At 29.8% G+C, this 20,981-nt stretch carries 27 protein-coding genes, 1 tRNA gene and 1 CRISPR repeat array (1 of these 29 running past the window's edge); of the genes, 9 read left to right on the top strand and 19 right to left on the bottom strand.

The window, feature by feature from the left end; all coding sequences use genetic code 11:
• Positions 1 to 184: 184 nt before the first annotated feature.
• Positions 185 to 541: a winged helix-turn-helix transcriptional regulator gene (locus tag K0039_RS07155; protein WP_228104368.1), complete on the bottom strand. Its 357-nt coding sequence runs from the start codon at positions 539 to 541 to the stop codon at positions 185 to 187.
• A 141-nt stretch (positions 542 to 682) separates the two neighbouring features.
• On the opposite strand from K0039_RS07155, the gene K0039_RS07150 reads away from it, so the two are divergent.
• Positions 683 to 1,222 (top strand): nitroreductase family protein, encoded by a 540-nt coding sequence (locus tag K0039_RS07150; RefSeq protein WP_228104367.1) that lies wholly within the window; start codon positions 683 to 685, stop codon positions 1,220 to 1,222.
• 124 nt (positions 1,223 to 1,346) lie between these two features.
• Here the strand turns inward: K0039_RS07150 and K0039_RS07145 are convergent, their stop codons facing one another.
• Together K0039_RS07145 and K0039_RS07140 are read right to left on the bottom strand one after the other, a co-directional pair.
• On the bottom strand, positions 1,347 to 1,982 hold the full coding sequence (locus K0039_RS07145; RefSeq protein WP_228104366.1) for a flavodoxin family protein: 636 nt from the start codon (positions 1,980 to 1,982) through the stop codon (positions 1,347 to 1,349).
• A gap of 95 nt (positions 1,983 to 2,077) precedes the next feature.
• Positions 2,078 to 2,923 carry an aldo/keto reductase gene (locus tag K0039_RS07140; RefSeq protein WP_228104365.1) on the bottom strand — a complete coding sequence of 282 codons (846 nt, stop codon included), beginning with the start codon at positions 2,921 to 2,923 and terminating at the stop codon, positions 2,078 to 2,080.
• 348 nt (positions 2,924 to 3,271) lie between these two features.
• Between K0039_RS07140 and K0039_RS07135 the strand changes: the two genes are divergently transcribed.
• A complete protein-coding gene (locus K0039_RS07135) occupies positions 3,272 to 3,694 on the top strand; it encodes a MerR family transcriptional regulator (protein WP_228104364.1) in 423 nt (140 codons plus the stop codon).
• A 118-nt stretch (positions 3,695 to 3,812) separates the two neighbouring features.
• On the opposite strand, the gene K0039_RS07130 is transcribed toward K0039_RS07135, so the two are convergent.
• Positions 3,813 to 4,346 carry a flavin reductase family protein gene (locus K0039_RS07130; RefSeq protein WP_228104363.1) on the bottom strand — a complete coding sequence of 178 codons (534 nt, stop codon included), beginning with the start codon at positions 4,344 to 4,346 and terminating at the stop codon, positions 3,813 to 3,815.
• A 156-nt stretch (positions 4,347 to 4,502) separates the two neighbouring features.
• Here K0039_RS07130 and K0039_RS21960 point away from each other — a divergent pair, with 156 nt between their 5' ends.
• A complete protein-coding gene (locus K0039_RS21960) occupies positions 4,503 to 4,637 on the top strand; it encodes a hypothetical protein (RefSeq protein ID WP_265589438.1) in 135 nt (44 codons plus the stop codon).
• Positions 4,638 to 4,808: 171 nt separating this feature from the next.
• Here K0039_RS21960 and K0039_RS07125 read toward each other — a convergent pair whose 3' ends face one another.
• The 7 genes from K0039_RS07125 to K0039_RS07095 all read right to left on the bottom strand — a co-directional run bounded on the left by K0039_RS07125 (position 4,809) and on the right by K0039_RS07095 (position 7,101).
• Positions 4,809 to 5,063 carry a hypothetical protein gene (locus tag K0039_RS07125; protein ID WP_018589555.1) on the bottom strand — a complete coding sequence of 85 codons (255 nt, stop codon included), beginning with the start codon at positions 5,061 to 5,063 and terminating at the stop codon, positions 4,809 to 4,811.
• 20 nt (positions 5,064 to 5,083) lie between these two features.
• Positions 5,084 to 5,275 (bottom strand): YwbE family protein, encoded by a 192-nt coding sequence (locus tag K0039_RS07120; RefSeq protein WP_018589554.1) that lies wholly within the window; start codon positions 5,273 to 5,275, stop codon positions 5,084 to 5,086.
• Positions 5,276 to 5,371: 96 nt separating this feature from the next.
• A tRNA-Met gene (locus K0039_RS07115) sits at positions 5,372 to 5,447 on the bottom strand.
• A 39-nt stretch (positions 5,448 to 5,486) separates the two neighbouring features.
• Entirely contained in the window at positions 5,487 to 5,642 is a 156-nt protein-coding gene (locus K0039_RS07110; RefSeq protein WP_228104362.1) for a hypothetical protein, read from the bottom strand.
• 183 nt (positions 5,643 to 5,825) lie between these two features.
• Positions 5,826 to 6,410 (bottom strand): DJ-1/PfpI family protein, encoded by a 585-nt coding sequence (locus tag K0039_RS07105; protein WP_228104361.1) that lies wholly within the window; start codon positions 6,408 to 6,410, stop codon positions 5,826 to 5,828.
• A 119-nt stretch (positions 6,411 to 6,529) separates the two neighbouring features.
• Complete coding sequence (locus K0039_RS07100; RefSeq protein ID WP_228104360.1) at positions 6,530 to 6,733, bottom strand: helix-turn-helix transcriptional regulator; 204 nt, start codon at positions 6,731 to 6,733, stop codon at positions 6,530 to 6,532.
• 5 nt (positions 6,734 to 6,738) lie between these two features.
• Positions 6,739 to 7,101, bottom strand: coding sequence for a DUF3796 domain-containing protein (locus K0039_RS07095; RefSeq protein WP_228104359.1), 363 nt, complete (start codon positions 7,099 to 7,101; stop codon positions 6,739 to 6,741).
• Between the two features lie 298 nt (positions 7,102 to 7,399).
• On the opposite strand from K0039_RS07095, the gene K0039_RS07090 reads away from it, so the two are divergent.
• Positions 7,400 to 7,825 (top strand): CBS domain-containing protein, encoded by a 426-nt coding sequence (locus tag K0039_RS07090; protein WP_228104358.1) that lies wholly within the window; start codon positions 7,400 to 7,402, stop codon positions 7,823 to 7,825.
• 453 nt (positions 7,826 to 8,278) lie between these two features.
• On the opposite strand, the gene K0039_RS07085 is transcribed toward K0039_RS07090, so the two are convergent.
• The 4 genes from K0039_RS07085 to K0039_RS07070 form a co-directional block, all read right to left on the bottom strand.
• On the bottom strand, positions 8,279 to 8,575 hold the full coding sequence (locus K0039_RS07085) for a hypothetical protein (protein WP_228104357.1): 297 nt from the start codon (positions 8,573 to 8,575) through the stop codon (positions 8,279 to 8,281).
• A gap of 349 nt (positions 8,576 to 8,924) precedes the next feature.
• A complete protein-coding gene (locus K0039_RS07080; RefSeq protein ID WP_228104356.1) occupies positions 8,925 to 9,038 on the bottom strand; it encodes a DUF3990 domain-containing protein in 114 nt (37 codons plus the stop codon).
• Positions 9,038 to 9,253: a DUF3791 domain-containing protein gene (locus tag K0039_RS07075; protein WP_228104355.1), complete on the bottom strand. Its 216-nt coding sequence runs from the start codon at positions 9,251 to 9,253 to the stop codon at positions 9,038 to 9,040. The genes K0039_RS07080 and K0039_RS07075 overlap by 1 nt, the downstream gene beginning before the upstream one ends.
• A 126-nt stretch (positions 9,254 to 9,379) precedes the next feature.
• The gene (locus K0039_RS07070) at positions 9,380 to 9,736 is read right to left on the bottom strand and encodes a winged helix-turn-helix transcriptional regulator (protein WP_228104354.1); all 357 of its coding nucleotides are present in this window, start codon (positions 9,734 to 9,736) and stop codon (positions 9,380 to 9,382) included.
• 142 nt (positions 9,737 to 9,878) lie between these two features.
• Here K0039_RS07070 and K0039_RS07065 point away from each other — a divergent pair, with 142 nt between their 5' ends.
• A complete protein-coding gene (locus tag K0039_RS07065) occupies positions 9,879 to 10,418 on the top strand; it encodes a nitroreductase family protein (protein ID WP_228104353.1) in 540 nt (179 codons plus the stop codon).
• A 117-nt stretch (positions 10,419 to 10,535) separates the two neighbouring features.
• On the opposite strand, the gene K0039_RS07060 is transcribed toward K0039_RS07065, so the two are convergent.
• From K0039_RS07060 to K0039_RS07045, 4 genes are all read right to left on the bottom strand, one after another.
• On the bottom strand, positions 10,536 to 10,796 hold the full coding sequence (locus K0039_RS07060) for a Mor transcription activator family protein (RefSeq protein ID WP_228104352.1): 261 nt from the start codon (positions 10,794 to 10,796) through the stop codon (positions 10,536 to 10,538).
• Between the two features lie 295 nt (positions 10,797 to 11,091).
• Positions 11,092 to 13,470 carry a virulence-associated E family protein gene (locus tag K0039_RS07055; protein ID WP_228104351.1) on the bottom strand — a complete coding sequence of 793 codons (2,379 nt, stop codon included), beginning with the start codon at positions 13,468 to 13,470 and terminating at the stop codon, positions 11,092 to 11,094.
• A gap of 222 nt (positions 13,471 to 13,692) precedes the next feature.
• Complete coding sequence (locus tag K0039_RS07050) at positions 13,693 to 15,630, bottom strand: DNA polymerase (protein ID WP_228104350.1); 1,938 nt, start codon at positions 15,628 to 15,630, stop codon at positions 13,693 to 13,695.
• A 12-nt stretch (positions 15,631 to 15,642) separates the two neighbouring features.
• The gene (locus tag K0039_RS07045) at positions 15,643 to 16,185 is read right to left on the bottom strand and encodes a DUF2815 family protein (protein ID WP_228104349.1); all 543 of its coding nucleotides are present in this window, start codon (positions 16,183 to 16,185) and stop codon (positions 15,643 to 15,645) included.
• A 249-nt stretch (positions 16,186 to 16,434) separates the two neighbouring features.
• On the opposite strand from K0039_RS07045, the gene K0039_RS07040 reads away from it, so the two are divergent.
• From K0039_RS07040 to K0039_RS07025, 4 genes are read left to right on the top strand one after another with little or no spacing between them, the layout of a single operon-like run.
• Positions 16,435 to 17,451, top strand: a complete 1,017-nt coding sequence (locus K0039_RS07040; RefSeq protein ID WP_228104348.1) for an ABC-three component system protein — start codon at positions 16,435 to 16,437, stop codon at positions 17,449 to 17,451.
• The gene (locus tag K0039_RS07035; protein WP_228104347.1) at positions 17,444 to 17,899 is read left to right on the top strand and encodes an ABC-three component system middle component 2; all 456 of its coding nucleotides are present in this window, start codon (positions 17,444 to 17,446) and stop codon (positions 17,897 to 17,899) included. The genes K0039_RS07040 and K0039_RS07035 overlap by 8 nt, the downstream gene beginning before the upstream one ends.
• Positions 17,900 to 18,349, top strand: coding sequence for an ATP-binding protein (locus K0039_RS07030; protein ID WP_228104346.1), 450 nt, complete (start codon positions 17,900 to 17,902; stop codon positions 18,347 to 18,349).
• Complete coding sequence (locus K0039_RS07025) at positions 18,331 to 19,680, top strand: coiled-coil domain-containing protein (protein ID WP_228104345.1); 1,350 nt, start codon at positions 18,331 to 18,333, stop codon at positions 19,678 to 19,680. Before K0039_RS07030 ends, K0039_RS07025 begins: the two co-directional genes overlap by 19 nt.
• A gap of 261 nt (positions 19,681 to 19,941) precedes the next feature.
• A CRISPR array of direct repeats spans positions 19,942 to 20,981; the repeat unit is 37 nt; unit sequence GTTTCAATCCTTGTTTTAATGGAACTTACACTTATAC (it continues 786 nt past the right edge of the window).

Genomic DNA, 20,981 nt, shown 5'->3' with positions numbered 1-20,981 from the left:
ATTTTTTCCACACTTAATTATACGGTTTTATTTTATATTTTTAAATATAGAATAAAAAATTTTAAATAAAATACAAAAAATATAATTTTATCTATTATTTTGGCTAAAATATATTTTTCAAGTACAGTGGGTAGTAAGTAGAGTGTTCTTGGCACAAAACGTGAAGAACCAAGCCCTCAAACATTTATCTTTTATCTATTTTTTCATAATACACTTCTCCCCAATTATACATCATTGTAAGAATGGGCATCAAACTCTCTCCTAATTCTCCTAGTGAATATTCTACCTTTGGAGGAACTTGAGGGTACACTTTTCTTATAATTAATTTATCACTTTCCAATTCTCTCAATTGTTGTGTTAACATTTTTTGTGTTATTTTAGGAATAAGCTTTTTTAATTCACTAAATCTTTTTGTTCCTTTGCTTCCAAGATGCCAAATAATAATAGGTTTCCACTTTCCACCTATTAAATCCATTGCGATCTCAAAAGTGCATGCATACTCTTTATTTTTGAAATTTAATACACATGGTTCTAAACTCATATTTATCTCCTTTTTACTTTTTACAATATCATTTTAGATACTATAATACTAATAAGTACGTACTTGTACTTATTATATCATTATTTTAAAATTATATATAATACAAAATAGTATAAATAAAAAAAGGAGATTATGATTAATATGCTTGATGAAATTATTGATAGAAGAAGTATAAGAAAATACCTTAATAAAAAAGTTGAAGACGAAAAAATTATTAGCCTTATTGAAAGTGGAAGACTTGCCCCATCTGGTTCCAATACTCAACCTTGGCATTTTATTGTAGTTAAATCTGATATAACTATACAAAAGTTAGCTGAGGTATCTCATAACCAAAAGTGGATGATGTCTGCTCCTGTTTTTATAGTATGCGTTGCAGATATACGCTCAAGAATTAAAGACGATATAGATTTATCATTAAATGAAAATAGTCCCCAGCAAGAACTTAAACAAATAATAAGAGATACATCCATAGCTATAGAACATTTAGTTCTTTGTGCCCAAAAACTGGGACTTAGTACTTGCTGGGTTGCTTGGTTCACTCAAGAAGAAATTAGACCTATTCTTAATATACCTTGTGATAAATATGTAGTTAGTCTTATTACTGTTGGTTATTCAGATGAATCGCCTAAGCCTCGTCCACGAAAAAGTTTTGAAGACATAGTACATTATGAAAACTGGTAAATTCACAAAACACTTTACAAATAATATCATTGTCATAAAAGGCATAGAATTGAGTTAAATTCTATGCCTTGATTATTTATTATTTTAAGTATTGGATTAGTAATATACTTGCAGTATTTTTTATCTATCTTATAAAGTTTGTAAATATCTTATCTTCCTTTTCATTTTCTTTAACTTGAGATTTTCCAGCTTCAACTACTTTCATCATCCAAGCCGTGTTCTTACCAAGTACTCTCATTATTTGCATACCTTCTTCATCTTGCGTTACTTCTCCAGGAGCAGTTCCATAGGCTACATTCCAGTAATTAGATGTTGGCATTAGCATTTCTGAGTAATTAATATAATTATTCAATTGATCAAATACAGGTATTCCTCCTGATCTTCTTACTGCTACTACACTTGCTCCTATTTTATGTCTAAACATTCCTCCATTTGAAGTAGCTACAAAAAATGCACGATCTAAAAATGATTTCATAGTACCTGCTATTGCCGAATAATGAACTGGTGATCCTAAAATTATTCCATCAGCTTCTTTCATTTTTTGAACCCATTCATTTACTCCATCAGTTTCTATAACACATCTTTCATTTTGATTTCTTGAACATCCTCCACAAGCTAGACATCCACGTACTAATTTATTTCCTACATGAACAATTTCTACTTCTATTCCTTCTTTTTCTAATTCTGTTGCTACAGTTTTTATAGCATTGTAAGTATTTCCTGCCTTATTAGGACTTCCATTAAATGCAACTACTTTCATAATTTTACCTCCAATCAATAATTATTTCTATATAATTATTATATTTAAATTTGACATTCCTTTATTAAAGAAAATATTATACTTATCAGATAACTTTAGAAATCTACTTTATCAGGATGAAGCCCTGAACCTCCACAATCAGTTAATCTATCAATTCTATCAACATCTTCTTCACTTATTTCAAAGTCAAATACCTCAAGATTATTTTTAATTCTCTCTGGTGTAACAGACTTTGGTAATGGTACAATACCTTTTTGAATAATCCAACGTAAACTAAGCTGAGCCACAGATTTCTCGTATTTATCTGCAATTTCCTTTAGAGCTGGATGATTTAAAATCTGTCCATTCGAAAATGGAGCCCATGCCTCAACTAAAATATTGTGCTTCTTACAAAATTCTACAGTATCCTTTTGCAACATTCCAGGATGGAATTCTATTTGGTTCACCATTGGTTTAATCTTAGCAGTTTCTAGTAATGGCTCAAGATGGTGTTCAAGAAAATTACTAACTCCAATTGCTTTAACTTTACCCTGTCTATAAAGCTCTTCTAATGCTCTCCAACTCTCACTATTTGCCTCCTGCCAGTTTTCTTTTGATGCTTTTGCAATAGGCCAGTGGATAAGATATAAATCTAAATAATCAAGCTGTAAATCCTCTAATGTTCTATTAAAAGCTGCTAGCGTATTTTCATATCCTTTATCATCATTCCACAGCTTACTTGTTACAAATAATTCTTCGCGTGCCACACCAGACTTACGTATAGCTTCACCAACACTTTTTTCATTTCCATAAGCAGCAGCACAATCAATATGCTTATAGCCTGCCTTGATTGCACTTAGTACAGACTGCTCTGTTTCCTCTCCACTAGGTGTACGAAATGTTCCAAATCCTATATTTGGAATCTTATAGTTATTGCTTAATAAATAAAATTTTTCTTTCATATTATTTATTTCCCTTCTGTTTTATTATTGTATAAAATTTATTTAAACATTTTTTTCTTTTACAAGCACAGATATTTTTTCTTTTTTCTATATAAATATCCTTAAGTAGTCATGCCATTACTTTTGTATCTTTGGCATTCCTCCCTTTGCTATAAGGCAAGTATAGACCCTACACTTAACTCTAAGTCAATAGTATATACAAAAAAATTTTCATATTTATAAATTCATAATATTTTATATAACTCTACAACAAATGTAATCTTTTACTTAATAATTTTCATAATCATCCTTGACTTAGATTTAAGTGTAAGTTATATAATATATAAATAACTACTTGAGGTGATAAATATGAACTATTCCATAGCACAAGCTGCTAAAGAAATGAATTTAACAACATATACATTAAGGTATTATGATCGCGAGGGATTGCTCTCTAATGTTAAAAGGGATAAATCAGGCAAGCGTATTTTTACAAAAGATGATATGGAGATGCTTTCTCTTATATGCTGCCTTAAAAATACTGGAATGCCTATTAAGGAAATAAAACAATTCATAGATTGGCAAAATGAAGGTAATAATACTCTTCATGACCGTAACAATATGTTAGGAAAACATAAGGAAGATATTTTAAACCAAATAGAAAATTTAAAAAAATATCTTCGTTTGATTGACCGAAAGCTTGATTATTACCATGATGCCTGCCAGGCATATGATACAAACTCGCCAATTCCAAGTTGTTGCTCATATACAGATAATGATTCAAAATTTTAGGTTTAAAATACACAAAGCTATCTCACTAAAAAATTAGTAAACTTTAAATTTAAAGTGGCTGTCCCATGAACATTTTATATGTTCATGGGACAGCCACTTTTTTATAAATCTTAAAAGACTATTGGATAATATAAGAGTTAATAATTTCACCATAGTAGGCTGTGTGAAAATCTCTGTTTGCTCCATGGAATGAACCATCTACATCTTGTGGGTAGAATGTTAAATTTTCATCTGCAATCGCATTCTTATCTTGTTTTTGTTTATATATAACCTTACATTCAAGTGTTAGTGGAAGCTCTTTTATCCCCGGAACTGAAATACTTTCAGGTTCTTCAAGTGATAAGTTAAGTTCACCAACTTTATCAGTAGTACTCCCTGATTTAGTTCCACATATACCCAATATTTTTCTGTCAAATTCACCAATTGGTATATTTACAGTGAATTCAGGATTTTCTTCAAGTTGCTGTTTTGTAAAACGATTCTCTCTTATAAAAATTGTGAAAATGGGTTTTCCCCATTCTATTCCAAGTGTTCCCCAAGAAGCAGTCATAGAGTTAACTTTATTTCCTACTTTTGTTGTTATCAAAACACCTTTTTCAACAGCTTTCATGATTTCACTAGCATAATCTAATGGGTTTATTTCTTTTTTCATAATATTATTCTCCTCTAAATCTTCTATTATTTTAGATAATATTAAATTCCTATCCTCTTAAGGATTTTAGTATCTCTAGATTTATTATATAATTTGTTTATTTTTAAATAAAGTAGGCACTTTTTTGTTAGTTAGTAACCAAAAGGAGAGTGTCTTATGCCTGTTTTAAAAGCTCTTTATCATTGGGATCATGAAGATTTATATATATTAAAAGCACTTCTAAATCCTGCTTCATATGCAAGTTCTATGGTATCATCTTGGAGGATTGAATCCACAGTTATTGCACCTTGAAAAACTTTATTCATTTCTTTAAATATCTGTCTTGCTAGTTTTTTGTCTGCAAATATATTATCATCTTACACAAAATTAATTATATACATTGCTTTTTAAAGCTGAAAAAGAGAGTCTTAGGCTAAAACTCTCTTTCTTAACAATATATTAAATTTATAAATTCACTCAAATTTAAACTTTTTTAGGTCTTAAGTCTGATTGACTTAGATGCTTTCTTATTACATATGTTGTTCCATCTTTTTTTAACTCTGCTTCATATGAATATCCATACTTTTCTATTTCATAATAATCTAGTATTTTAACTGCATCTCCTGCTTTTAAAGAAATATTCTTTGTGTTAGTTTCACTTCCATCTATATGTGCCTTTATCCTTCTATTTTTTGCAAGATAGGCTATATCATTTATTTCAAATTCTCTTTTTATCATAAAATCTCCTTAAAATATATTTATAAAATTTCTTGAACTCTACCAACTATGCCACTTTCAAGCATAACCTTGATTCCATGGGGATGAGTTTTAGAATTTGTAAGTATTTTAGATACCACACCCTCTGTTAATTTTCCAGTTCTTTGATCTTGTTTTTGAACTACTAATACTTTACTTCCTATTTTTATATTATCTCTATTTTGTCCATTCATATTAATTTCCTCTTTTTATTTAAAAAATACCTTTGTTATATTTTAAAAAAACTCTTATATCAAGTGATATAAGAGTTTTATATTCATATTATTAATTGGTTGCGGAGACAGGACTCGAACCTGTGACCTTTGGGTTATGAGCCCAACGAGCTGCCAACTGCTCCACTCCGCGATATTATTTGATTTGTGGATTAATTATAACATATATAATTTAATATAACAACCCATTATTAAATTGTTCTTTCCTAACTTGTAACTTTTGAATCTGCCCAAATCCAAATGGAACTATTTTCTTAGAATTATAATTATAAATACCTAATACAATAAATGCGATTCCACCTAATATCCAAATTATAAATCCAATCATATTTCCGCCCTTAAAAGTTTTTAATTTTTTTACACATTTTTATTTTTGAATTTATTAGATTTCATGCTCCAATTCCTATTTATATATATAATACTAAAATCATCATTTTTTCGCATTATATTAAATTTGTTCATCAAAACTGCCTTACAAATTGGAATTTGTCGTGATGATTTTACTTGCATCCTAGCGAATTGCACCATTTTTAAAATTATCATACCATTGATCAATTTCTTCATCACTGTCAATCTTTAATATTTTAAAGATTTCATAAGCAAATTGAACAGCAGCAGTTTCATTTGCAGTAATAACTTGATTGTCAACAACTACCTGCTCATGAATATAAAATGCTTCCCCCCTATATTCTTTTTGCTCTTGGAATAACTCAAGACTATCTCCTGTATGCTTTACACTATCAAGAAATCCATGCTTACATAGGAAAGTAGTTGCGCCACAAATAGCGGCTATAGGAATATGTAATTCCATTATGTTTTTTACAAACTCTGCAATTTCCCTATAATCATTTTTTTCCCATGAAAGACCTCCTGGAAGAATAGCCATTGCAAGGTTCTTCAAATTCTGATAATTACTTATAGTACAATCGATAGATGCATTAATACCTCCCATTGACATTTTAGGAAAATCGTCAACTGCAATGGTTTTAACCTTATAGTCTGAAAATGAATTTAAAACTGCAATAGCATAACTTGCTTCCCAATCATTCCATTGTTCTGTCAATACAATTAGTACCTCATTTTTAATATTATTCATTATAACCCCCTAATATTTATAATCTACATTTCAAATTCCTATTTATCTGAATCATATCAAAATTAAATTTATTTCTCAATATATTAATTTCGAGAACTTAATATTTTATTAGGCTAAACTTAAAATTCAAATATAAATAATTTTTCAATAGGAGCATTTAATTCCTTTGAAATTCTAACAGCTAATTCAAGTGAAGGATTGTATTTTCCATTTTCTAAACGCGCTATAGTTTCTCTTCTAACATTAACCTTCTTAGCTAACTCCTCTTGAGTTAATTCATTAAACTGACGATATTTCTTCAAATTACTAATAAGTTTTGCCATGGTTCTTAGCACCCTAAATCAAATTTATAAGTTAAGGATGCCCATAAATTCATTGATATTGCAAAAGTAAGTGCTATTATCAAGACTTGCATCCTATAAAGTGTTAATAAATCTATTGTAAATAACCTAATTAGTACACTTGATACTATAGCTAGTACAAAACCTATATAAAATGCTATCATACCTGCTCTACGCTTATTATAAATTAAGCGTTCATCTTCACAATCACCTAGCTTGTACCACCAATAGCTAGCAAAATTGCCAAAAAATCCAAAGTACAAAAGTCCTAGTGGATCACCATTTAGCTCTTTAAAACCTAAAAATCCAAATAATGCAAATAAAATTAAATACTTGTTTCCCCATTTCATAAAAAAATCCCCTTCCGTTAATGTGATATATTTATATCTTTATATTACATATATATCACACCAAGTTTAATATTATTCCTAAAGATTTAAAATATTTTTAAAGGATAAATTTATAATCTAGTTATTAATATATTAAATTTAAGTAACACTAATTATGATTTAAATGTCCAAGGGTGTGTCTTTTTTGAAGTGCTCCCCTTAAAGTAGAGAGTTTAAAAAATAAATCAATAATTATAAGCATATGTTCTCTTTAAAAGGAAAAGATAATATTGATTTGAAAAAAAAGGAGGGTTTAACTGTGAAAGTAAAAGATCTAATGACAAAGGATGTATCATATGTAACAACAGGTTCTAATATAGCAAATGCAGCAGATATTATGAAATCTTTAGATGTTGGAATAGTTCCTGTTTGTGACAATAATCAAACTCCTGTTGGAGTAATAACAGATAGAGATATCGTTTTAAGAAGTGTTGCTGGAAATAATACTAATCAAAATGTAGAGAATGTAATGAGTGGAAATATGGTAAGCGTGAGTCCTGATGCAGATGCTCATGAAGCAGCTAGCTTAATGGCTCAAAATCAAATTAGAAGATTACCAGTAGTTGAAAATAATAAGATTGTTGGTATGCTTTCTTTAGGTGATTTAGCTAATGTAAATATACATGTTGATGAAGCTGGCCAAGCTTTAAGTTCCATTTCAAAACCAGGTAATGAAATGAAATAATACTCACCCCTTAAATTAGATTTAACAGATACTTTTATTCTGTATCTATTTTGAGGGGTGATATTCATTTCAATAGCAAGTTCTTTACATAAACTGTCAAGAACTGCACCCCCGTGCATCGTAGTCAAGGCATTCCAATGACTTGGATTTCTTACTTAGACTGTTATACAACCTAAGACATTTAATTTTTTAATTACGTAATCGCACCTCAAACACCTTTTAAAGTCCATAAGACGCGATAAAACGGTTTTGTTCCAATAAAATAAGCCCTATTGTGTAGGACTTTAATTTAATATATATTATTCTATTTTAAATTTAACTTAATGATTCCACATTTGAAACATTAAGTTAATTTTTCTACCATCCGGTTAACTTCATTATTAATATTCTGCGATTTTAATTATTGTTACTCATATTAATTTTACTAAAACTTAATATACTATATTTTTATATCTATTTATTATTAATTTTGCATTCACTTTCATATAAGTTCTTTATTAACTTTTCAGTTTTATATAACTCACCTAATATTGGATTATTATAATCGTTATAACTGTCCATGTAAGCTCTTACTCCACCAATAATATTCATCTGTTTTATATCCTTATTATTCTCTAGAATATCTAGTGCATTTTTATACCTTTTATAGATTAACTGTATAATGCCACTAGTAATTTCATCTGCATACTCTATTTCTAGTTTATCTATAACAATTTTTATCTGCTCCATTATTACTTTCTTTTTATCCACTTCGTTCACCTCCTATTTACTTGGCACATCCATTATTTCTTTTATCCAATCGGATGACCATCTATATTGTAATAAAATCTGGTCACCACCACCTACTAGTAATAGCAAGCTCTTGACATAAACTGTCAAGAACTTCACTCCTAGGGCATCCTAGTCAAGGCATTGCAATGACTTGAATTTCTACCATAAAGTTAGAAGGGCTACACATTTTTGTGTACCCCCCTTTCATTTACTTAGTTTTTATGTATTTTTATCACTAAAACTACTATGAACTTTCTTACCATTTATAACTCTGTAAGCTCAGTTACTTGTTAAACGCTTCTCCATCGCACATTCAAAAGAGTGTAAATTATTTATTTAACTGTGAAAATATAAAAAATTCGCTTCCAAAGTCTAATAAATCTCTTGAATAAGAAATATTTGGATTTTTTATTTCACAGTAAGATCCATGATATAACTCCACTATATTACACCTCTTTCTTTTAGTACATCTACAAGTTCTTCTACTATGTATTTTTTACTTTGGCTATGTAAAGGTTCATAACATGGAATTATATAGTCTTCTAAAATATTGGAATCATTTTTAATTAGTTTATAAACTTCTTTAGTGCCTTTGCCTAAATATTCTGCCAAACTATCAATACAAAAAATAGTAAATTCTAGAACTTTTTCATCCATAAATTATTATTCTCCTTTTATTTGGCATTAGTTATTATAACATTTATTTATATGATATAATATTTGTTTTGAGATCTTAATTGTCTTTTTAATTGCTTATAAAACTACTCAAGCATTTATCTTCTATCATATTTTATCTATTTTTTCATAATACACTTCTCCCCAATTACACATCATTCTAAGAATTGGCATTAAACTCTCTCCTAATTCTGCTAGTGAATATTCTACCTTTGGAGGAACTTGAGGGTACACTTTTCTTATAATTAATTTATCACTTTCCAATTCTCTCAATTGTTGTGTTAACATTTTTTGTGTTATTTTAGGAATAAGCTTTTTTAATTCACTAAATCGTTTTGTTCCTTTGCTTCCAAGATGCCAGATAATAATAGGTTTCCACTTTCCACCTATTAAATCCATTGCAATCTCAAAAGTACATGCGTACTCTTTATTTTTGAGATTTAATACACATCGTTCTAAACTCATATTTATCTCCTTTTTACTTTTTACAGTATCCTTTTAGATACTATAATACTAATAAGTGCGTACTTGTACTTATTATATCATTATTTTAAAATTATATTATAATACAAAATAGTATGAATAAACAAAGGAGATTATAATTAATATGCTTGATGAAATTGTTTATAGAAGAAGTATAAGAAAATATCTTAATAAAAAAGTTGAAGATGAGAAAATTATTAGCCTTATTGAAAGTGCAAGGCTTGCCCCATCTGGTTCCAATACTCAACCTTGGCATTTTATTGTAGTTAAATCTGATATAACTAGACAAATGTTAGCTGAGGTATCTCATAACCAAAAGTGGATGCTATCTGCTCCTGTTTTTATAGTATGTGTTGCAGATATACGTTCAAGAATTAAAGAAGATATAGATTTATCATTAGATGAAAATAGTCCTGAGCAAGAACTTAAACAAATAATAAGAGATACCTCCATAGCTATAGAACATTTAGTTCTTTGTGCTGAAAAACTAGGATTGAGTACTTGCTGGGTTGCTTGGTTCACTCAAGAAGAAATTAGACCTATCCTTAATATACCTTGTGATAAATATGTAGTTAGTGTTATTACTGTTGGTTATTCAGATGAATTGCCTAAGCCTCGTCCGAGAAAAAGTTTTGAAGACATAGTACATTATGAAAACTGGTAAATTCACAAAACACTTTACAAATAACACCATTCTCATAAAAGGCATAGAATTGAGTTAAATTCTATGCCTTTTCAAGATTTAAGTCTTTTGAGTTGACTTATAAAGTTGAACCTACTCTTACATTACCCCCTCTTTTCTCAGCACATACCTCACCTGCTCCTTACTCAGATCATATCTTACTCTTAATTTGTCTAGATTTTTTCCATTATAATCCCTGACAATCATTCTATTCCTATCCCCCATAATCATCTTATTATACACAGGTATGTATATAGAGCTGCCTCCATACATCTTGCATATCTGTAAAAAATTATCCATTCCAGTAATATCAGCCATAGTATGTAGATTGTAAGGTATATCTTCCATTAAAATATTCATATTTATTCCTCCCCGAATTAGGTGTGCCTACATAGCGTTCCTTTGTCCGTTCTTCATAGTCAAACTTCTATATATACGTATATACGTGTATATGTGTGTTCGTGCGCCTATTTCCTATATTATATTATTATTTATTACCCTAGTATATATTATAAGAACAGTAAGAACACTACTAGTTGCACACCTGTATTTTACTACTTTTCAAATTGTTGCCTTGATTAAGTTCTCATTTACCTCTAGGATACATAGGCACATAATATGTTGTTCCTTTATCCCTTAATTAGTGCTTTCCATCTTAGAATGATTTTCTGACAAATGTTTTTTGAGGACCGTATAATGGGTATCTTGTTTTTCCAGACTTATTGGTAGATAATTTTTCCCATCCGCCAACACGATTTATAATTCCTTCGATTTCATAAGAATCTATTCGTCTTAAGTTTTGACGCTCCTTATAAAAACACTCACACCAAATCTCCATAGTACATACTTTTTCTCTTTTAATAGTCCCTTCTGAATCAGAACTAATTTCATCACTACTAAGGAAGCTACGTCTTTGATATAAGTCCATTCTATCCCAATTACTTGACAGTAACTTTTCAAGATAGTCAATAACAACGCCTTCTCTATCATCTCCTTCCATTGCATCTTGTTGTGCTATGCTCGCCTCTATGGCTGCTTTTCCTTTTAAAAATAATTTTTCACCTTCTTTATATTTAACAATTGCTTCTGCCCAAATTTTATCTACTTCTTTTAATTCCCAAGATTTATATTTTCCTTCTCCACTTACATGAACTGGCCAGAATCTTCTGTTTCCTGTAATATCTCTAAGAAATCCACTTTCTGCATTAGTTGTACCAACTATAATATTGATTCTTGGGTGATTCTCCACGTTTGTACCATAGGCTTGACGGAATTTATCATCTGTTCTTGTTATAAAAGATTTTATTGTTTCCAAATCTATTTTTTTCATTCCTGCAAGTTCTCCCAGCTCCAATATCCAGTAACCTTGTAGTTTTTCTGCCGCTGTTTTGTCTTTCATGTCAGTTATAGATAAAGAATCTGAATACCACTCTTTGCCTAAAATTGAGAATAATGTCGATTTTCCTATTCCTTGAGGACCACAAAGTACTAATATTGAATCAAATTTTATACCTGGTTTATATATACGAGCCACTGCAGCGCAAAGAGTTTTTCTTGTTACTTCTCTTACATATTCGTTGTCGTCTGCTCCCAAATAATCTATCAAAAGTGTGTCTATTCTTTCTATACCATCCCAAGTTAATTTTCTAAAATACTCTTTAATAGGATGATAATTTCTTTTTGAAAAAATCACTGCCAAAAGTGCATCTTTGAATTTTGCTGGCGACCAAATTCCATAAATTTTTTCAAAGTACAATTTTGCACAAGCCAAATCTCCATCAAACCACCCTGATTTTGATTCTTTCCATGGAAGTTTTCCAATAATATCTATAGAAGATTTTAGTTCGTTATATACAATATTTTTTAAATTAGGATCATATTGAATAATTGTTGCTATATTTGATAAGGTGCTTTTCACTTGTCCATGTTTGTCTAGCTCTAAAAGCTCCTGCCAATTTTTGTTTTCTTCTTCATCCTCCACAACATCAAACTCCAAAGATGCTAGCTCTGTCCTCTCCTTTGATAATTGCAACCTTACTTTCTCATCACTTACAGTAAATTCCTCCATAGCCTTATATGAAGGAAGATTTACACACTCAATATTATCTTCCACATTCTCATCCAAATAACCAAACTTATGAATTCTCACCATATCAAAGGCGTTGACCAATTTGTCACAAGCTGGGTCTGTGGCGTGGTGAGAATAAGCAAATTTGTCATCATAAACAACTACTCCTGCACAGGAAGTGGCTGGGATATAATCATATCTGCCCTCCATTTCACTTTTTTCATATATATTAGATAGAAAATTTTCTACAACATCTTCTATACTATAAGCTCTGCAAAATGCACCTACTAAGCCACCTTTTTCAAGAGGATCTGCTTGTTTTTTCACATCATGTTTTATGATAATATTTTGTCTGCTAGATACGGGCCACTGTCTAGAATCTGTCCAATCTTTGTATTTGTTTAAAACATCATCTGGATTTAATAAATCACCTTTTATTTCCTTGAAAATAAATTCTCCATCTATACAAGTTGATGGCCAATACATCAGTCTGCTTGGCTCGTAAGTTGTATCGTCAAATAAATCTATTCCTATTTCTTTTGATATCATTCTGGAAACTGCACAGTATTCTTCAGGACTTATGTTTCTACTTAGGGGGATTATTAGGCGAAGTCTTGGCTTTTCTTTTGTGTGTTTGTGTGTAGAATAAAAATAAGAAATGAAAGGAAAAAACATTTCTATTTCATCTATAATACCTACTGTGGCATAGTCCATATCTAGAGTTAGGGCACTTCGGCTTATTACACAATCCTTTTTTCGTCTATTATCTTTTAATTTACCAAGTACAAATCCCCCAACGTCTTTAATTTCGTCTTGATTTTCCTTTGGCAGATTTCTGTATTCTTCCATGGTTTCACTTGTCCTAGTTGTGGATGATATTAGTTTTATAAATTCTTCTAAATTCATCTCCTGAAATTTCCATATTTTATCTTTTCGAGATCTGCCTATGCTTATATCTATCTTCATTTTTTATCCTTTCTTTATCACGTTCATTACTTTTTTCAATTTGTATAATTTAAGTGCATTTCAATATTACTATCTTATATAATCCAAAAAAATCATAATATTATTTTCTACTAGGAATATAACAAGTACAATTATTCTTTTGTTATATTCCTAGGTTGTTTTTAATTATTTTATAAGTTTTCTTTCTATTTCATTTTTATTTTTAATTTATAATTTTTGCTTTTATTCTTTTTTATAAAAGTCACATTTGTAGCCTTCTGCTCTTAGGGGTAGTTTTTCTGCCCAAGGTGGTACTATTGTCATTATGTCACATATTTCATCCACTGTTTTTTCATCCTTTTTAACTTCCAAAACTGCCTCATCGTGAACATGCATAACAATATCCAAGTTCCTATCTCTCATGTTCAACATGGCATAAGCTAAAATGTCCCTACTTATTCCCTGTACTATATTTTCAACTAGTTTTGGACCATAAGTTTCAATTCTTGTCCACTTTTTCTGCTCTCCTATGCCTTCATAAGTTAATGAGTATGTGCCAAATTTGTTTTTTTCCATTCTTGGCTTTGCATAAGCTAGTTTTCTACCACTGGGAAGTTTTATAAAAAGCATTCCACTTTCATAGGAAAAAGTGATTTTCCCCACAGTAACTGGCATCTTTTCTTTTACTACTCTTATGGCTGCATTTCCCACATCCCACCAAAACTTGGTAATATTAGAATTTACTCTTCTCCATTTTTGCACTAGTGGTAATAATTCTTCTTCTTTTAAATCCATTTCCAAGGCGCCCATAATTGTTAATGCTCCCACTGATCCACCATATCCCAGGGCTAACTCGGCAATTTTACCTTTTTGCCTTAGGCTGCTTCCTTTTGTAACTTCATTTATGGGTACATTAAAAATCTCTGATGCTGATGCTTCGTATATTTTTCCATGACTTTCAAAAATTTTTATCCTCCACTGTTCATTACTAATCCAAGCCAAAACCCTTGCCTCAATTGAACTAAAATCCACCACCACAAACTCATAACCCTCCCTTGGTACAAAGGCTGTTCTTATAAGTTGGGACAATATATTTGGCGTGGATTCTTCTAAAAGTTCCAGCTTTTCATATTCTCCACTTTTCACAATATCTCTTGCTAAACTTAAGTCTTTTATGTGATTTTGTGGAAGGTTTTGCACCTGAACAAGTCTTCCTGCCCACCTTCCTGTTCGAGTAGCTCCATAAGACTGAAACAATCCGTGAACTCTGTTGTCTTTGGAAATACATCTTTCTATTGCTTCATATTTTTTCACTGAAGTTTTGCTCATTAACTGTCTAAGTTTTAAGACTTCTTTTACTTTCCCTTCACTCTTTTTTATTAACTTCTTCACCGATTTTTTGTCTAAATTATTAGTCTTAGCTCCCTGGTCATTTAACCAGTTTTTCATTTGTAATATGGAGTTTGGGTTTTCTATTTTTGTTAATTCATAAAGTTCGGAGATTATTTTTTCTTTGTATTTCAAATCACATTCTATTGCTTTGTTTACAAAATTTATATCAACAAGTATGCCTCTGTCGTTTATCTCCTGATCTATTTTATAAATTTCCATTTCGCTCTTACTAACAGGAAATTTACTAAGTCTTTCTCTAATTTCCATTTCACAAATTACATCTCTTATACAATATTCTTTAAAAATTTCCCACTTTTCTGGTGAATCTATTGGCATATTTCTTTCTTTGTAATTGTTATTTTTAGTATGTTTGCAAGGTATAGTGAAAAATTTTATTAAATCTTTGCCTTCCTTCATTTTTTTACTTTTTATATTTAGTATTTCTCCCACATTTTCCAATGATTGTGGCAAAGCTAATATGGCTGATTGAACTTGAGTACAAAGCCAAGACTTTGGTGAAAGTTCTACTCCTAGATATTTTGAAAGACAAGTTCTTTCAAATACTGCATTAAAAGCAGTTTTTATAATTTTTTCATCTTGTAGTGCCTTAATAACTTTCTCTGGCAACTTTTCTCCATTTGCCAAGTCCACAATTTTCACCTGCTCATTATTAAAAGCATAAGCAAATAGCAAAACCTCAAAACTGTCACAATCACTATAAGAATAAACGCCACACTTTGATAAATTCACCTTAGAAAATGTTTCTATATCAATTGATAAAATATCCACTTTTTCCTCCCTCTAACTCAGGAAATTTTCTTCCATAATTTCATCAAACTCATCACTTGCACTTACTCTCTCACCCAGTGGATCACCATCTTTTATCTTTTGAATATTGCCAAGACTTGCTCCTATACCCATATTCCCACCAGAGTTATAACCATAAAAAGTAACACTAATACGACCATAGCAACCAGAGTAAACTTCCTTTTCATCCAGAATAGGTTGCACCTTTTTATCTACAACTTGAGGTTTTCCCTTGCTGTTTGCACCTAAAAAATAACATCCTCTATAAGACTCGTCATTTGCACGCTCCAAGTCACCATCTCTAAGAGGTATTTTTAAATTACTAGGAATTTTCCCATCCCATTTTGAAGCGTAGTCCTTTTTTGCTTGGTCAATTGCCTTCATGATTGATTCAATTGTTTTAATATCACTTTTTGGTATAATTGCTGCGACAGAATACTTTACTCCATACTCATTTGCAAAATTAGGTTCAAAACAATATAGATAAGAAAATCTACATGGTACAATTACCTTTCTTAAATTTGTGTTTTTACTCATAATTACTCCTCCTTTAATTTTTTACCACACTGGTATTTAGTTTTATAAAAGTTGTTGTAAATAAAAATCCTATAAAAACAATCTAAAGTTCTGTTAAAATGATAAAAATCTTGCTATAATCCATAATATAGAAGTTTATTTATTCAAATATTTCTTACAACTTTTATACTTAAATAATAAAACCAATTGCTAAAGAAGTAATCGGGGTAAAATTGGGATAAAATTTAAATGGTTATAGGAGGGGGACCTATGAATACTTTGAATTTTGCTACTTATGCAAAAACTATGAAAAAAGGCATATGTAAAGCTACAAACATTGAAGTAACAAAACTGCTACTAGATTTTATTGTTAATGATGAAAACGTTTTGAACAAAGAAGGGGAACAATACCACATAAACAACTACTATGTTAACAAATGGATAAATCAACATACTGATATACCAGCAACCATAAAAAAGGCTGCATCATGTCCAAAAATCATTGCCAAATCTGAGGATTATTTTGAGGTAAAAGTTATAAATGCACTTAGTCCTCAAATGGAACTAGACACTTATTCTACTCTATTAAAACTAATAAAAAATGATACAACCATGTCTGATTATATTAAAAACAACTTGATAAACTTATATGAAGATAATGAAATCGGAAAATTTCTATCAGATACTTTTTTATACTCACTACAAAAAGATAACAAAACTTCACACAAAAACAATAAAACTTTACAAAAAGAAAGTGATCCGAAGTCAATCACCTACTCTTTCATAGAAGATGATTTGAACAAGTTAAATGAAATATATAATAAATTTCCATCACCAAAAAAACTATCACCACCAAGCAAAATAGAAGACCACGAAATGACATACACCTTGGAGCTACTTGCTGCTTATGCAGATGAAGAAGGTCTTTTAGAAATTTCAAAAGATGATTTGGAAAAATACCCAAAATATTATAAAAACTTTGAAAGACAACGCAGATACTACTATGCAGCAGAATCTATCAGACAATCAACAAGAGACATATTTTGTGCTAATGAATTTAATATGCTAAAATTAGAAACCCTTGCTGGAATTATTGATGCTTATGAAGATGATTATGAAAATGGGTTTAGACGTTTAAATGAAGTGATGAAACATGTTACAACAGTTCAACTTAGCCAGTCAAAACTTACTAAAATTCCTGGCTGGATCAGTATTTTTGAAAAGAAAGGCCTTTGTCATATGTTAGTAAACGACGAAGAAATAGCATGGGTAGAAAAAAATGCATAATATATTTAACTCAACTTTTGAATCATCACTAAGAGTTTTACTTATTCTAAATGAATACGATAATAATTTTTTAACTTCAGATATGATAGCAAATATTGATTTCATCTGTATTTATGGTGAAACTTTTAAAATAAGTGAAAATAATTTGCAAGGTGACAATAATTTTAAATTTAGCCAGCTACCTAAAATAAGAAAACAAGTGGACCAAGGTCTAAGAACACTTATTTGTAAAAGACTAGCTATTATAAAATTTAGTGACAAAGGTTTTACATATAAAATAACAGAAAAAGGAATAGAATATTGTCACACATTTACAAGTGATTATGCAAATAAATTTAGAGAATTAGCTTGTAAATCACAAAAATTTGTAACAAATAAAAGTGATCGTGATGTACTTAATATGATAAGAGAGTGTTGCATCTCTTCTTTTAGCAAGGAGGATAAGTAATTGTCTAGTTTTTATATAAAGAAGTTATCTTTAAGTGGAAATAATGTTAAAACTTCATCTATAGAATTTACAAATAATCTTAACATTGTATGTGGTCCATCTGACACAGGAAAAACCTATATTCTAGAATGTATAGATTTTATCTTTGGTTGTGATAATAAAGACTTTCCTCTAAGCAAAAACACGGGGTATGACATAGTAAATATGGAAATTTCAACTAGTTGCGGTCCTATTTTTCTCAAACGTAATTTTGAAGAAAATAATATTTATGTAGAAAGTAATAACCCACAAATTGAATCTGGTAAATACAGCAAAACAAAATCTAGGCTATATATTGGAGACTTATTTCTCAAACTAATGGAAATAAACTCTCCTCCAAAAATAATAAAAAATCAAAATTTCGAAAGGCAATCGCTTTCTTTTAGAACTTTTTGCATACATTTTTTATAGAAGAAGACAATGTATTCCAAAGGGAAAGTATTCTATTTAAAAGAAAGGAAAGTTCAGACACAGCTATTTTATCTTCTCTACTTTATTTAATAACAGGAAATTTCTTTGAAGATTTTGATTTGCAAGAATATAAAATAATAAGACAAACAAGAAAAAACGCCCTTATGAATTATATAAATCACAATCTTTCTTATTTATCTGCTTGGGAAAAAGAAATTTCAAAAACAGAAACTTGTGATGTGAATCTTCTTCAGAAAAAAATTGACTCTATTTTAAATGAAATAACCCAAAAAGAAGGGGAAATTACAGTAGCTACCATAAAAAGCAAAGACTTATCACAAGAAATTTATAAATTAAATGATGAGCTAGCACAGTGCAGCATACTTGCTGGACGCTACGAGAATTTACGTAGCCAATATATGTCAGATATAAAAAGATTCACATTCATAGTAGAAGGCCAAGCTAATGGTTGTAACTTTCAGACAGAATCAAAGTGCCCCATTTGCTATGGTGCTTTGCCAAAAATAAAAGAACCATCTTTTGTAGAAGCATCACACGTTGAGGTAAACAAACTTCTACTTAAAATAACAGACTTGGATAATGCTGAAAGTGATTTAATTTGTGAGCTAAATAATTTGCAGGAAAAGAGTTTGAAATTAACTAAAAAACGTATAGAAATAGAATCTCTTATAAACGCGAAACTTAAGCCTCAAATTAATAAACTAAAAGAAACATTGGATGAATACAAACTTTCCATAGAAAATCATAAGGAATCATCTATTATAAAAAGCTTTCAACATAATATGATTTGCGATTTACAAAAACTAGAAATTAAATATACATGTGACATGAAGTACAAAGCAAAAGAATACTTTAAAGAAGATTTTTTAAATACAATTAATAAGAAACTACAAAATATTTTAAAGTGTTGCCTTTTTGAAAACTACGCCAATGTAAAGTTTGATCTTTCATCCTTTGACATAATGGTAGGTGAAAAAAGTAAACTTACCTATGGCAAAGGATACCGTGCTTTTTTAAATACAATTATGGCTATTGCACTTAGAGAATACCTACTGGAACATGGCAAGTTTTGCCCTGGTCTTCTTATTATAGACTCTCCTATTTTGTCACTTAAACAAAATGTGGAAGGTAAAGCTTCTGATAGCATGAAAGGCGCTTTATTTCAGTATTTGTTAAATCATAAAAATGACGGACAAACTATTATTGTTGAAAATAGTATTCCTGAGGTGAATTATGATGGTGTTAATGTTATTAGATTTACTAAGGATGATAAAATTGGTAGATATGGATTTTTGGAAGATTTGAAGTAAAACACAAAAATAGCCTGGATTTCCGATGTCCAGGCTATTTTCGCGATATATGAAAAAAAAATAATGAATCAATGAACAAAGATATTCTAATTAGGATATTTAAATTATAGACATACTTTTGAATTTCTATACATATATTTTATTAATTTTTTTTATTTTTATTTTACATATTAACTATAACCTAGGCCCTCTCCCATCGCCTAGGTTATTTTTTGTTTGTATGGTTTTAATCATTATATAAGTTTCTAGATAAACAATATTATTTCAATCCTTGTTTTAATGGAACTTACACTTATACGATTTAACAGGAGTAGAATTAGAAGTTTATAATATTAGTTTCAATCCTTGCTTTAATGGAACTTACACTTATACTATGTAGTGGTCAAATATACCATAACTTCCTTTGAAAGCAGTTTCAATCCTTGTTTTAATGGAACTTACACTTATACTTTAAAACAAGTGAGCATATAAAGGTAATATCTAATTTGTTTCAATCCTTGTTTTAATGGAACTTACACTTATACGGAAGAATATTAAGAAATTTAAAAGAAAGAAATAATTGTTTCAATCCTTGTTTTAATGGAACTTACACTTATACTAAAAAAAGGAAATCGTGCAGTATATAATGGAGAATGTTTCAATCCTTGTTTTAATGGAACTTACACTTATACAAATATCCTGAATAACCTTCTTCTGAAATTACTTGTAATTCGTTGTTTCAATCCTTGTTTTAATGGAACTTACACTTATACGACTGGTGCAGGTGGCAAGAAAATCATTATCCAGAACGTTTCAATCCTTGTTTTAATGGAACTTACACTTATACAACTCCAGAAAGAGTTATAGTTACTAATAAGTAACATGTTTCAATCCTTGTTTTAATGGAACTTACACTTATACACCAAAAGGTAAAAGTTTAGTTCTCATTACGGAAGGAGTTTCAATCCTTGTTTTAATGGAACTTACACTTATACTGTGCACTTGATGGAACAACAGCACAAAATAATCCAGTGTTTCAATCCTTGTTTTAATGGAACTTACACTTATACCATCTTGAGAAAAACATCTATATGCACCATATACAGCGTTTCAATCCTTGTTTTAATGGAACTTACACTTATACCCTTATCGAAAAATATTTGTCTACCTATCCTATTTGTGTTTCAATCCTTGTTTTAATGGAACTTACACTTATACACCACATTCTCTTTAATATATTTTAGTATAAAGTTCCTGTTTCAATCCTTGTTTTAATGGAACTTACACTTATACGAATATCAATTAAATGAGGATTCAAAAAA

It is taken from the genome of Terrisporobacter mayombei (genome assembly GCF_020748465.1).
Lineage (GTDB): Bacteria > Bacillota > Clostridia > Peptostreptococcales > Peptostreptococcaceae > Terrisporobacter > Terrisporobacter mayombei.
This window is presented reverse-complemented; position numbering and strand designations above follow the sequence as displayed.

What these genes read in the sequence shown, in the direction of transcription:
- K0039_RS07155 (WP_228104368.1), bottom strand. Translation starts at nt 541, where the DNA reads ATGAGTTTAGAACCATGTGTATTAAATTTCAAAAATAAAGAGTATGCA.
- K0039_RS07150 (WP_228104367.1), top strand. Translation starts at nt 683, where the DNA reads ATGCTTGATGAAATTATTGATAGAAGAAGTATAAGAAAATACCTTAAT.
- K0039_RS07145 (WP_228104366.1), bottom strand. Translation starts at nt 1,982, where the DNA reads ATGAAAGTAGTTGCATTTAATGGAAGTCCTAATAAGGCAGGAAATACT.
- K0039_RS07140 (WP_228104365.1), bottom strand. Translation starts at nt 2,923, where the DNA reads ATGAAAGAAAAATTTTATTTATTAAGCAATAACTATAAGATTCCAAAT.
- K0039_RS07135 (WP_228104364.1), top strand. Translation starts at nt 3,272, where the DNA reads ATGAACTATTCCATAGCACAAGCTGCTAAAGAAATGAATTTAACAACA.
- K0039_RS07130 (WP_228104363.1), bottom strand. Translation starts at nt 4,346, where the DNA reads ATGAAAAAAGAAATAAACCCATTAGATTATGCTAGTGAAATCATGAAA.
- K0039_RS21960 (WP_265589438.1), top strand. Translation starts at nt 4,503, where the DNA reads ATGCCTGTTTTAAAAGCTCTTTATCATTGGGATCATGAAGATTTATAT.
- K0039_RS07125 (WP_018589555.1), bottom strand. Translation starts at nt 5,063, where the DNA reads ATGATAAAAAGAGAATTTGAAATAAATGATATAGCCTATCTTGCAAAA.
- K0039_RS07120 (WP_018589554.1), bottom strand. Translation starts at nt 5,275, where the DNA reads ATGAATGGACAAAATAGAGATAATATAAAAATAGGAAGTAAAGTATTA.
- K0039_RS07110 (WP_228104362.1), bottom strand. Translation starts at nt 5,642, where the DNA reads ATGATTGGATTTATAATTTGGATATTAGGTGGAATCGCATTTATTGTA.
- K0039_RS07105 (WP_228104361.1), bottom strand. Translation starts at nt 6,410, where the DNA reads ATGAATAATATTAAAAATGAGGTACTAATTGTATTGACAGAACAATGG.
- K0039_RS07100 (WP_228104360.1), bottom strand. Translation starts at nt 6,733, where the DNA reads ATGGCAAAACTTATTAGTAATTTGAAGAAATATCGTCAGTTTAATGAA.
- K0039_RS07095 (WP_228104359.1), bottom strand. Translation starts at nt 7,101, where the DNA reads ATGAAATGGGGAAACAAGTATTTAATTTTATTTGCATTATTTGGATTT.
- K0039_RS07075 (WP_228104355.1), bottom strand. Translation starts at nt 9,253, where the DNA reads ATGGATGAAAAAGTTCTAGAATTTACTATTTTTTGTATTGATAGTTTG.
- K0039_RS07070 (WP_228104354.1), bottom strand. Translation starts at nt 9,736, where the DNA reads ATGAGTTTAGAACGATGTGTATTAAATCTCAAAAATAAAGAGTACGCA.
- K0039_RS07065 (WP_228104353.1), top strand. Translation starts at nt 9,879, where the DNA reads ATGCTTGATGAAATTGTTTATAGAAGAAGTATAAGAAAATATCTTAAT.
- K0039_RS07060 (WP_228104352.1), bottom strand. Translation starts at nt 10,796, where the DNA reads ATGAATATTTTAATGGAAGATATACCTTACAATCTACATACTATGGCT.
- K0039_RS07055 (WP_228104351.1), bottom strand. Translation starts at nt 13,470, where the DNA reads ATGAAGATAGATATAAGCATAGGCAGATCTCGAAAAGATAAAATATGG.
- K0039_RS07045 (WP_228104349.1), bottom strand. Translation starts at nt 16,185, where the DNA reads ATGAGTAAAAACACAAATTTAAGAAAGGTAATTGTACCATGTAGATTT.
- K0039_RS07040 (WP_228104348.1), top strand. Translation starts at nt 16,435, where the DNA reads ATGAATACTTTGAATTTTGCTACTTATGCAAAAACTATGAAAAAAGGC.
- K0039_RS07035 (WP_228104347.1), top strand. Translation starts at nt 17,444, where the DNA reads ATGCATAATATATTTAACTCAACTTTTGAATCATCACTAAGAGTTTTA.